This is a genomic window from Nocardioides sp. (genome assembly GCF_025964975.1).
GTDB lineage: Bacteria > Actinomycetota > Actinomycetes > Propionibacteriales > Nocardioidaceae > Nocardioides.
This window is the reverse complement of sequence record NZ_JAOPXV010000051.1, coordinates 1-10,517: the sequence shown is the minus strand read 5'-3', so window position 1 is coordinate 10,517 and position 10,517 is coordinate 1. Positions and strand designations below refer to the sequence as shown.

Genomic DNA, 10,517 nt, shown 5'->3' with positions numbered 1-10,517 from the left:
CCGGCCGCTGCGACGAAGTCGTCCTGGGCTGCCACGGTGTTGCCGGCCCCCGCTGGCCGGTCCCCCAGCTCGGCCTCGGAGACCCATGCCTCGTCGCCGTCCAGATCCCAGGCGTGGAGGTCCCCGTCCTTGAATCCGTACACCCCGTCCTCCGAGACGGCGCCGTACCCGTCGATGCCGACCGACCAGATCTCCGAGCCGTCCTCGGGGTCGATCCGATGCAGCTGGTCCTCGTTGATCACGACGGTCGCATCTCCGACCGTCGTCACCCAGTCCGCCGGGACCACCCACAACTCCTGGCCGGTTTCGGCGTCCAGCGCGGTGACTTCGCGCTCCTCCGATGCCGAGCTCAGGACGTGGACCACGTTCGACGACTCGTCGTGCATGGCGTAGCCCGCACCACGGACGTCCTGGCGCCACTGCTCCGCGCCGTCCTCGTCGAGCGCGACGACCGCGCCGTCACGCAGCACCACCAACGCGCCCTGGTCCATCGGAGAAACCATGTTGACGCCCGTCTCCGCGTCCCAGGTCCACGCCAGTTCAGGCTCCTCGGTGACGGCCGCGCGCAGCGCGAAGGGGTCGCTGACGGAGTCACCGTCGCGCGCCACCACCAGTCCGCCGCCGAGGGCGACGGTGCCAGCCACAGCGGCGGCCGCGATTGCCGTACGACGGCTTGACGTCCCACTGGCGGGGCTCCGCCTCCAGCTCGTCGGCCACGGCGCCCCTCTCCATCCGCTCGGCCCCGCCAGCGGCGGGCGCGAGCACGGGCTCCGGCGGCACGACCGCCCGCACGACCGGGACCTCGACCTCGAGGCCCGTCAACGGCCGGGCGCAGATGAAGCACTGCTCGGACGTACGGCGGTTGCGGGACCCGCAGTGCCCGCACGCCACGAGCGGCTGGTCATCCATGCGCGCATGGTGCCCGGGTGCCGCGCTCGTCGGAGCGGCGGGCGGCAGACCGTGCAGGTCGACGACGGTAGGCCCTGTCGGGCTCGAACCGACGACCAGCGGATTAAAAGTCCGACGCTCTACCAACTGAGCTAAGGGCCCCTGCGCCCAAGACTATCGATCGACAGCCCGGGCCGGACAAGGTGGCCGCCCCGTTGCCGAGAGGCACGCGGGCGTACGGCGAAGGGAGGAACCTCAGCGTTGGTCCTGGGGCACTCCGCGGGAGCCGCTGTCGGTGAGCCGCGACTCCTCGAGAGCGTGCTTCTCCAGCTCCTCACGACGCTGCCGCTCCTGGTCGTCGCGCGCGGCGTCGTACTCGCCGGGCGCTGACACCAGGTCGGTGGCGCCGCGGCCGAGGCGGGCCAGTGCGGCACGCGCGAAGATCTGCTGCTCGGTCGTGGTGCGCTCGGACCGTCCACGGCCCAGGAACGAGATGAACCAGTGCAGCACCGCGGTGACGCGGTTCTTGAAGCCCGTGATGTAGACGAGGTGGACGGCCAGCCACATCAGCCAGGCGATCACGCCCGTGAGCCGGAGCTTGCCGACCATCGCGACCGCGTTGAAGCGGCTGATGATGGCCATGGAGCCCTTGTCGAAGTACTTGAACGGCTCCTGGGGCGCCTTGCCCTCGAGCCGGTTGTCGATCTCCTTGGCGGCATACTTCGCGCCCTGGATGGCCACCTGCGCCACGCCCGGGAGGTTGTCGAGGGCGATCATGTCGCCGACGACGAAGACCTCGGGGTGGCCCGGGAGCGTCAGGTCGGGGTTCACGCCGATGCGACCAGCGCGGTCGAGCGGGGCACCGGTCTGCTCGGCCAGGACCTGGCCCAGCGAGCTCGCCTGCACGCCGGCCGCCCAGATCTTGGTGACAGTGTTGATGCGCTCGAGCCGGCCGTCCTTGAACTTCATCTCGATGCCGCGCTCGTCCACGTCGGTCACAATCGCGCCGAGGATCACCTCGACGCCGAGCTTCTCCAGCTCGGCCTTGGCCTTCTCGCCCAGCTTCTGTCCGAAGGGCGGCAGTACCTGGGGGGCGGCGTCGAGCAGGATGACGCGCGCGCTGCGGGTGTTGATGGCCCTGAAGTCGCGCTTGAGCGTGCGGTGCGCGAGCTCGGCGATCTGGCCGACCATCTCCACGCCCGTGGGGCCGGCGCCGACCACGACGAAGGTGAGCAGGTGGTCCACGTTGTCACCCCGGTTGGCGCCCAGCTCGGCCATCTCGAAGGCGCCGAAGATGCGGCCGCGGAGCTCGAGGGCGTCGTCGATGCTCTTCATCCCAGGCGCGTGCTCGGAGAACCGGTCGTTGCCGAAGTAGGACTGCTTGGCTCCCGCGGCGACGATGAGGGAGTCGTAGGGGGTGACGGTCTCGCGGCCGAGGACCTGGCTGGTCACCAACCGCTGCTCGAGGTCGATACCGGTGACCTCGCCGAGCAGGACCTGCGCGTTGTCCTGGCTGGCCAGCACCTCCCGGGTGGGCGGGGCGATCTCGCCCTCGCTCAGGATCCCGGTCGCGACCTGGTAGAGGAGCGGCTGGAAGAGGTGGTGCGTCGTCTTGGCCAGCATGGTGATGTCCACGGGGCTGTGTCGCAGCGCCTTGGTGCCGAAGAGGCCACCGAAGCCGGACCCGATCACGACCACCCGGTGACGGTCTGGTGCTTGGATCGTCGACATGTGAATCCTCTCGAAGCCGCTCATCGCCTCGGTGTGGGCGGAACCCCTGCGGCCGACTGGAGTCCGTATACCCGATTGTCCCGCTGGTACGCCTCGGGCGCGAACTCACGGCCGCGTCGGGTTGATCACACCGGCGACCGGCGCCAAGATACAAAAAGTTCGTCGACACGTTTGGTTGATGCTTGCAGTGGGTAGCCAACCAAGGCTGGAGTGTTCACGTCGGTCCACCGAGAGAAGTGACTTGCCACTCAACCAGGATCCGTTGCCCCTGTCACAGTCGCCGCGCGCGGCTGCCGACGCGAGGCGCTGGATCGCGGACGTTTGCCGCCAGCTCGAGCGGGACGACCTCGTCGAGTGCGCCGAGATGGGCACCGGGGAGCTGGTCGCCAACGCGATCCTGCACGGTGAGGCACCCATCGCCGTACGCATGCGCGGCACCAGCACGCACCCGCGCGTCGAGGTCCTTGACGGCTCCTCCAAGGCGCCTGTCCCGCCGTCGCAGGCGGCCGATCCCGAGGACTTCCTGGCCACCTTCGGCCGCGGTCTCTCTCTCGTCGCGATGTCGGCGGTCGTTTGGGGCGCCTCGATCGAGAACAGGGGGAAGGTCGTCTGGTTCGAACCGGCCGCCGAGCTCAGCGACCACAACACCCCCGAACCCGTCTTCGACAGCACCGTGGACGCCCAGGTCCAGCGTCGCAGCGACCAGGCGGTGAGCGTGACCCTGCTCGGCATGGACGTGGCGTTGGCCACCGAGCTCAGCCGTCAGTACGCCGACCTCCGGCGCGAGCTTCGCCTGTTGGCCGTCGCCCACCAGGAGGACTACCCGCTTGCGGCCAACCTGTCGGAGATGTTCGCCAGCTATGAGCACCAGCTGCCGCGCGAGGCGCAGCTCGCCGTGCAACGCGCACGCCGCGACGGGGTGGCCGCGATCGATCTCGAGGTGAAGGTGGAGCCGGAGGCGGGGCCCATCCTGACCACCATGCTCGAGATGTTCGACCTCGCTGACGCCTTCTGCAAGGCCGAGCGGCTGCTGTCGCTCCAGCGCACCGCGGAGCAGCGCGAGTTCCACATCTGGTACCTCACCGAGCTGATCCAGCAGATCAACGGGGAGCCCCCCAGCGGCTTCCAACGGGCGGAGGCTGCCCACGCCAGCCCCGACCAGCAGGTCTCGTGACGAGACCGGCCGGGGTCGCTCAGTCGGAGACCCCTGCTGCGGGCGTTGGCCTGCTCCTCCCGTTCCTGCTCGTTGCCGTCGGTGCCGCGGCGGGCGCCCTGTTCCGTTGGTGGCTGGGACGGCACGGCTCCTCCGGTCCTGATGTGCCTTGGATGACCCTCGCGATCAACGTCGGCGGCTGCTTCACGCTCGCTGCGCTCCCGGCCATCCGCGCCGTACGCCGATCGCCGCACCTCTCCGTCCTGCTCGGACCCGGGGTTCTCGGCGGCTTCACCACCGTGTCGACGTGGGCCGAGCAGTCACGCGGCCTGGCGAGCGACGGGGCACCAGGCACAGCTGCCTTCTACGTCGGCGTCACCCTGTCCTCGTGCCTGGCCGCTGCAGTCGCGGGGCGGCTGCTCGCTCGCTCGATCGCCGGTCCCCTCGCGTGACGGCCCTGCTCGTGGCGCTGGGCGCCGCCGTCGGTGGGCCGCTGCGCTACCTGTGCTCGGAGACGCTCGACGGCCGGTGGCCCCTCGGCACCTTCGTCGTCAACACTCTCGGATCCGCCCTCGCCGGTGTTTTCGCGGCGTTGTCGCTCGACGGCCACACCTGGGCCTTCGCGTTCACCGGCTTCTGCGGAGCGCTCACGTCCTTCTCGGCCCTCGCCGTCCAGGCAGTGGACCGGGGCCCCCGCCTGGGCCTGGCGTACGCCGTCAGCACGGCCGCGGCGGCGCTGGTGCTCTGCGCCGGGGGTTTCGCGCTCGCCCACGAGCTCGTGCTTCAGGCGTAGCCGAGGTCGCCCAGGCGGGCGTCGTCGATGCCGAAGTGGTGGGCCACCTCGTGCACGACGGTGATGCGGACTTCGTCGGCGAGCTCCTCGGGGGTCCGGCACATCTCCAGCAGGTTGTCGCGGAAGAGCAGGATCCGATCTGGCAGGTCGCCCGCATGGTTGGCCGCACGTTCGGTCAGCGCCACCCCGTCGTAGATCCCCAGGAGGTCCGGGTCCTCCGGCGGTGCCGTCGGCTCGACCAGGACGACGACGTTCTCGACCCGCGCGGCGATCTCGTCCGGCAGCGAGTCGAGTGCCTCTCCGACAAGGCGGTCGAACTCGGCGGCCGAGATCTCCAGGGGCATGTCGACACCCTAGGCGGCCGGGACGAGCAGAGCCTGGGACGCGTACTGGCCCGGAGCAAGGCTCCGGGCCAGTGCGATTGGCGACCCCGACGGGACTCGAACCCGCGACCTCCGCCGTGACAGGGCGGCGCGCTAACCAACTGCGCTACGGGGCCAGGATGTGCTGCTTGCAGTCAAACTCGGGCAAGCGGGTGGAACTCTAACCCATCCCTCGGCGGCCCTCCCAATCGAGGTCGAGCCGAGTGATGCGCCGTACCCCCAACGGGATTCGAACCCGTGCTACCGCCGTGAAAGGGCGACGTCCTAGGCCGCTAGACGATGGGGGCCTGCCTCGAGGACCTGTGTCCCAGCGGCGTCCCACAGCATAGGGCCAGGGAATGGGGGCGCCCAAAACCGTGTCCCGGTTAAACATCAGGCACACATTGGTCTGCGCCGATACGCTCGTCTCGTGAGCACCGACGCGAAACGGCTGCGCTTCCTGGTCGTGGAGGACACCGACGACATCCGCGACCTGATGGTGCGCATGGTCGTGCGTGAGGGACACGATGCCGATGAGGCCGTGGACGGCGTCGAGGCGGTCGAGGCGCTCCAGGACAATGCCTACGACGTGATGCTCCTCGACCTCACCATGCCGCGGATGAGCGGCGAGGACGTGGTCCGCTGGCTCAACGAGCATCCCGACCGCCGCGCGGGACTGCGGATCGTGGTCGTCACGGCATGGGCGGGTGATCGTCGGGCCGTCCTCCAGGAGCTCGGGGTCCACGACGTCGTCCAGAAGCCGTTGCGCGCCCAAAGGCTGCGCGAGCTCATCGCCGAGACAAATGTCGAAACCCTTCTCTAGGCCGAGGTCTCGCCCGTAGTGTGCTGAGTGGGGACCCACTGGGAGGGATGCCCCGCTGCCGCGTCTCGGACCGCGAGCACGGCCACATCCAGGAGAGGGAGAACCACCCGATGATGAGCAGAATCCTGCAACGCCGTGCCTCCAAGCGAGTCGCCGACCAGATGAACGCCATCTATTCGTGGCGTCCGCGGCCGCCGCGCTGAGCCACGCACGCGACCACGGGGGCGGATGCCCGGTCGCGATCGAGAGCGCCGAGACGACTGATGGTCGTCTCGGCGCTGTTCTTCGCGCTCCGAGGAACGGTGCGCTGGCGCCGCTCGGCGCGCACGGTCCATGGCTGACGACCAACCTCGTGCAGGCCAAGCAGGTCCTGACCGACTTCGCCCATTTCGACTTCCCCAGCACGGTCACGCGAGGTACGGACCTGTCCGGCAGCACGAGCGACACGCGCAGTGGCCATCACGTCTTTGCCTCCCTCACTCCGGCCCAGGTCGAAGACGGGGGCAGGACCTTCCTCACGCAGTGGCACGAGGTGATCACCGAGGCCACGACGTCACCCGCCGGCGGGGTCATCGATGCCATGCAGGCCCTTCGACGGCCGGTGGCGCGCGCGACGTGCGGTGCCGCCCTGCCGGGCTGCTCGCCGGAAGACCGGGATGCACTGGCCGACCAGGTGCTCGCGTGGATCGACGCCCTCGGTCCGGTGATCTCCCGTCGACGCGACCCAGGTCGGTGGAGCCGCATCCGCCGGCACGAGGCGAGGGCCCGTCGTGAGCTCGAGGACACGTTGGCTCGCGTGCTGTCGGTGTGCGGGATCGACGACGCTCCTCACGTCGTGGCCACGTTCCTCGCAGCCGGGGTGCAGGTGCCGATCGCGGCGGGCGCCTGGCTCCTTGTGCTGCTGGCTGCCCACCCGGAGCGCGAGCTCGAGCCTGACCATGTCGTGTGGGAGAGCCTTCGTGTTGCTCCGCCCACCTGGATCACCGCCCGCATCACGACCGGTCCCGTGACCCTGGCGGACCGTCAGCTGCCGGGCGGGGAGGTGGTGCTGGTCAGCCCGCTCCTCCTGGGACGATCGCCAGAGCTCGTGCCGGGAGGTCCCGCGAGCCTCGGCGGCTTCCAGCCGGGACGTTGGCGCCGCGAAGACCTCAGGCCGGGAGCCTGGCTCCCCTTCGGTGCCGGCGCACATGCCTGTCCCGGACGGACCCTGGGGTTCCGCCTCCTCCGCGACCTCGCGACCTGGGCGCTGGAGCACGAGCTGACCCTTGCGGAGCCGGTCACGATCGACCAGAGCCGCGGGATCCTGCCCAGCCCTGCCCGCCTCGGCTTCGCTTCTCCGACACAATGACGCCATGACTGGCTCATCGGCGTCGCAGCAGGTGCCCGCCGACGTCGCGGTCTCCCCCGGGGCCTCCCGAGTGGCGGGCCTGGTCCTGGACACCGCAACACCGCTCGACCAGAGCTTCGCCCTCATCGCTGAGCACTTCCTGTCCCTCCCCCGCGTCGAGATCGTCACGGCCGCGTTGACGACCTTCGCTCCCGACAACGACGCGGGCTGGATCAACCTCGGTCAGCGCGCCTGGGTGACCGAGTGGGTCAGGCCGGGCTCGGCCTGCTCCATCCTGCCTCCACCTGATGCGGGGCCTGAGGCGGCACTGACGATGCCGTGGGTGTCGCAACGCGCTCGCGAGGCCGTGCTGACCATCGACGACATCGACCGGCTCCCGGCGGAGGCCGACCAGGACCGCAAGGAGATCGCCGGCTGCGGGATCCGCAGCATGGTGGTCCGCGCCCAGATCACCGATGGGGTGATGTTCGGCAGCCTGGCCCTCGGCAGCACCCAGGTGGGCCCCTGGCCGCTGGGCGGCGTCGCAGACTTCCGGCTCATCCACGCCGCACTGACCGCACGCATCGCCCTCGAGCAGGCGCGTCGTTCAGTTGCCGAGGCAGTGACGACCGGCGCCCAGACCCGCGAGACCCACCAGCACTTCTTCGCATCCATCGGGCACGAGCTGCGGACTCCCCTGACGGCGATCATCGGCTACACCGAGATGCTGGTCGAGGCCGCCGACGACCTCCAGGGCGACGCCTTCGCTGCGAGCGTCTCCAACGACGGCAGGATCATCCTGAGGGCCGGCGAGCAGCTGATGGCGGTCCTGGAGGACCTGCTCAGCGCCGGGCGTGCGTTGGCCGGTGCCGACCTCCGAGAGGGCGTGGCGGTCGACGCGGCCGTCGCCGACGTGCTCCACTGGCACCGGACCGCGGCGCGCGCGGGCGACATACGACTCTCCAGCAACCTCCCCGCAGGACAGCAGGTGTGGGCCCACCCGGCAGGCTTCCGCCTGGTCGTGGCCAATCTCGTGGGCAACGCGGTCGTCCACAACGTCCCCGGGGGCTCGGTGGAGGTCTCCAGCCAGACCCTCATCGGAGAGTCGGGCGAACCCCGGCTCCGGGTCATCGTGCGAGACACCGGCCCCGGGCTGACGCACGCACAGCTCAGCAGCGCGTTCGAGCCCTTCGTGCGGTTCGCGGGCGCGTCGGTCAAGGGCACCGGACTCGGGCTGTCGTTGTCGCGGTCCATCGCGGAGCGTGACGGCGGGACCATCGGCGCCGAATCAACTGCAGGAGCGGGCTCGGTGTTCTGGGTGGAGCTGCCCCTGCACGGGGGGCAGCCATCCCCTCCCGACGTCGACGTCGTCGCCTGACCTGAGGCGATTCCGCGGTCGCCGCGGCGCTCATGTAATCTTTCCCCGCTTGGCCAGGTAGCTCAGTTGGTACGAGCGACCGACTGAAAATCGGTAGGTCGGCGGTTCGACCCCGCCCCTGGCCACCAGCACAGCGAAGCGCCCGGTCACGTCCCGACCGGGCGCTTCGCTGGTTCCTGCCCGTCTCAGCGGGTGCGGTCGTCGTACGCGTCGGCTGCGGTGTAGACGTCGAGCACGTAGTCGGTCGAGTTGTTGTAGCTCAGGATCGCCCGCGCCCAGGTGTCGCCAACCATGAGGTCGCCCGACTGGCACAGGTAGCGCGCCGCGGCGAGAGCAGCGTCGTCGAGGTCGTTGGGGTCCGCTGACCCGTCACCGTCGCCATCGGCCTGCCACGTGCGCCACGTCGACGGGATGAACTGCATCGGGCCGACCGCGCGGTCCCACGTCCGGTTGCCGTGCCAGCGGGCGGAGGCACGCGTTGCCCCAATGGCAGCGAACTCCCCCGAACCGTCGAGCGCCGGGCCCAGGATGGGACTCGAGGACTGTCCGTCGCGCCTCAGCCGACGACCACCCAGCGTCCCGTGCTGCGACTCGATCCACCCGACCCCGGCCAAGGTGGTCCAGCCGATGCGACAACCCCGCGGAGCCAGCATGCTGGCCCGTGCGTACGCCGTCAGGGCAGGCAGCGGAATGGCGGCGGCCCTGGCCGTACGGCGTGCCCACGCCGGGTCAACCGCGGCACTCGGCGCCTTGTTGTCGCTTCTGCTCGTCCCCCTGGTTGCCCTGGTCGTCTTCGGCACCACGGTCGGGGACATCTGACCGCGGGGGACGATCTTCTGGTCGCTGATCGCCGGACCGTGCGGGTTCGAAGCTGGCTGCACGCCCGAGCCAGTGGCACCGAGCAACACCACCCCGGCCATCAGCCCCACCGCATGGAGCAGCTTCACCCGGATCGAGCATCGACGCAGTCCGACGACGTCGGGCTGCCTGGTGGAGGTCATGTTGACCATGGTGACCGCTGGAGCTGGTCTCTTCATGGGTTTCTCCACAACCCATTGCGGCTGGTCGGTCGGTCCGGCCCGCGGGCACGCGATTCTTCGGCGTCCAGCCAATCCGGGGGCCGTGTGACTCCGAACACCCTTCATCCCGGCTCATCGACGAGCCCGGGGCAAGCGCGTTCCGGTGCAGAAATCGCTCGGGCCGCCACGTGCCGATACCCAAGGAGTAGTTCTCTATGACTCGCTCACGACCCACCAAGCGGCAAGGTGCGGTAGCACTGGCCTGCGCCGGCGGACTGCTGACAAGCGTCGGCTTCGCCGGTCTCGGACCAACCGGTGCCACCGCGTCAAGCCACCGCGAAGCTCCCATGATCTCCGGCTTGCCGCAGTACGACAACACGGACACGTACGCCTTCCGTAGCCCCGAGAAGAAGGGCACCATCACCCTCGCGGCAAACTGGATCCCGTTCGAGGAGCCGGCGGGTGGCCCGAACTTCTTCCCGTGGGCCACCGATGCGCAGTACGACATCAAGATCGACAACAACCACGATGCCAAGGCTGACATCACGTTCCGGTGGACCTTCAAGGACCACTACCGGTCCAAGGACACCTTCCTCTACAACACCGGCCCGGTGACGTCGCTGAAGGACAAGGACCTGAACTTCTACCAGACCTACAAGCTGGTCCGGATCAAGAACGGCACGTCCAAGGTCATCGTCCGCAACAAGGTCGTCGCGCCGTCCAACGTCGGCGGGGCCTCGATGCCCAACTACGCCGCGCTGCGCAACCAGGCGACGACCACCCCGAAGAAGAACGTCAAGTCCTTCGTCGGACAGGCCGAGGACCCGTTCTTCCTCGACCTGCGCGTCTTCGACCTGCTCTACGGCGGTGACCTCTCCGAGGCCGGCGACGACACCCTGGCGGGCTTCAACGTCCAGTCGGTGGCCCTCCAGGTCCCGCAGCGGTGGCTCGCCAAGAAGGGCAACGCCAAGAAGAACCCCGTGATCGGCACCTGGTCGACGACGCAGAAGAAGTCGACCAACGGCAAGTTCGTCCAGGTCTCC

The 10,517-nt window shown here is 69.4% G+C and carries 12 protein-coding genes and 4 tRNA genes; 8 read left to right on the top strand and 8 right to left on the bottom strand.

Translation table 11 applies throughout. The annotated features are described in order from the left end of the window. The 4 genes from JWN68_RS03885 to JWN68_RS03870 all read right to left on the bottom strand — a co-directional run. Positions 1-644: PQQ-binding-like beta-propeller repeat protein (locus JWN68_RS03885; protein WP_297734967.1), on the bottom strand; the 644-nt coding region annotated here is incomplete at its 3' end. Next, positions 592-909, bottom strand: coding sequence for a hypothetical protein (locus JWN68_RS03880; RefSeq protein ID WP_297734964.1), 318 nt, complete (start codon positions 907-909; stop codon positions 592-594). The genes JWN68_RS03885 and JWN68_RS03880, both read right to left, overlap by 53 nt. Before the next feature lie 68 nt (positions 910-977). After that, a tRNA-Lys gene (locus JWN68_RS03875) sits at positions 978-1,050 on the bottom strand. Between the two features lie 93 nt (positions 1,051-1,143). Next, positions 1,144-2,619, bottom strand: coding sequence for an NAD(P)/FAD-dependent oxidoreductase (locus JWN68_RS03870; RefSeq protein ID WP_297734961.1), 1,476 nt, complete (start codon positions 2,617-2,619; stop codon positions 1,144-1,146). Positions 2,620-2,860: 241 nt separating this feature from the next. Between JWN68_RS03870 and JWN68_RS03865 the strand changes: the two genes are divergently transcribed. Genes JWN68_RS03865 through JWN68_RS03855 form a run of 3 tightly spaced genes read left to right on the top strand, consistent with a single transcriptional unit; the run spans position 2,861 to position 4,565 of the window. After that, on the top strand, positions 2,861-3,793 hold the full coding sequence (locus JWN68_RS03865) for an ATP-binding protein (protein WP_297734958.1): 933 nt from the start codon (positions 2,861-2,863) through the stop codon (positions 3,791-3,793). Continuing rightward, complete coding sequence (locus JWN68_RS03860) at positions 3,790-4,224, top strand: CrcB family protein (protein WP_297734954.1); 435 nt, start codon at positions 3,790-3,792, stop codon at positions 4,222-4,224. The genes JWN68_RS03865 and JWN68_RS03860 overlap by 4 nt, the downstream gene beginning before the upstream one ends. Next, positions 4,221-4,565, top strand: coding sequence for a CrcB family protein (locus tag JWN68_RS03855; RefSeq protein ID WP_297734951.1), 345 nt, complete (start codon positions 4,221-4,223; stop codon positions 4,563-4,565). The genes JWN68_RS03860 and JWN68_RS03855 overlap by 4 nt, the downstream gene beginning before the upstream one ends. Here the strand turns inward: JWN68_RS03855 and JWN68_RS03850 are convergent. From JWN68_RS03850 to JWN68_RS03840, 3 genes are all read right to left on the bottom strand, one after another. Next, positions 4,556-4,909: a metallopeptidase family protein gene (locus tag JWN68_RS03850; RefSeq protein WP_297734948.1), complete on the bottom strand. Its 354-nt coding sequence runs from the start codon at positions 4,907-4,909 to the stop codon at positions 4,556-4,558. The genes JWN68_RS03855 and JWN68_RS03850 overlap by 10 nt on opposite strands. Before the next feature lie 78 nt (positions 4,910-4,987). Continuing rightward, positions 4,988-5,064, bottom strand: a tRNA-Asp gene (locus JWN68_RS03845). 98 nt (positions 5,065-5,162) lie between these two features. Then, positions 5,163-5,235, bottom strand: a tRNA-Glu gene (locus tag JWN68_RS03840). Between the two features lie 122 nt (positions 5,236-5,357). Here JWN68_RS03840 and JWN68_RS03835 point away from each other — a divergent pair. The 4 genes from JWN68_RS03835 to JWN68_RS03820 all read left to right on the top strand — a co-directional run bounded on the left by JWN68_RS03835 (position 5,358) and on the right by JWN68_RS03820 (position 8,583). Further along, on the top strand, positions 5,358-5,750 hold the full coding sequence (locus tag JWN68_RS03835; RefSeq protein WP_297734947.1) for a response regulator: 393 nt from the start codon (positions 5,358-5,360) through the stop codon (positions 5,748-5,750). A 178-nt stretch (positions 5,751-5,928) separates the two neighbouring features. Further along, positions 5,929-7,098: a cytochrome P450 gene (locus JWN68_RS03830; RefSeq protein ID WP_297734944.1), complete on the top strand. Its 1,170-nt coding sequence runs from the start codon at positions 5,929-5,931 to the stop codon at positions 7,096-7,098. 4 nt (positions 7,099-7,102) lie between these two features. Next, positions 7,103-8,455, top strand: a complete 1,353-nt coding sequence (locus JWN68_RS03825; RefSeq protein WP_297734941.1) for a HAMP domain-containing sensor histidine kinase — start codon at positions 7,103-7,105, stop codon at positions 8,453-8,455. A 51-nt stretch (positions 8,456-8,506) separates the two neighbouring features. Continuing rightward, positions 8,507-8,583: transfer RNA gene (locus JWN68_RS03820), tRNA-Phe, on the top strand. A gap of 57 nt (positions 8,584-8,640) precedes the next feature. Here the strand turns inward: JWN68_RS03820 and JWN68_RS03815 are convergent. Next, a complete protein-coding gene (locus JWN68_RS03815; protein ID WP_297734938.1) occupies positions 8,641-9,456 on the bottom strand; it encodes a lytic transglycosylase domain-containing protein in 816 nt (271 codons plus the stop codon). Between the two features lie 233 nt (positions 9,457-9,689). On the opposite strand from JWN68_RS03815, the gene JWN68_RS03810 reads away from it, so the two are divergent. Beyond that, on the top strand, positions 9,690-10,517 hold an 828-nt coding region (locus JWN68_RS03810; RefSeq protein WP_297734935.1), incomplete at its 3' end, for a DUF4331 domain-containing protein.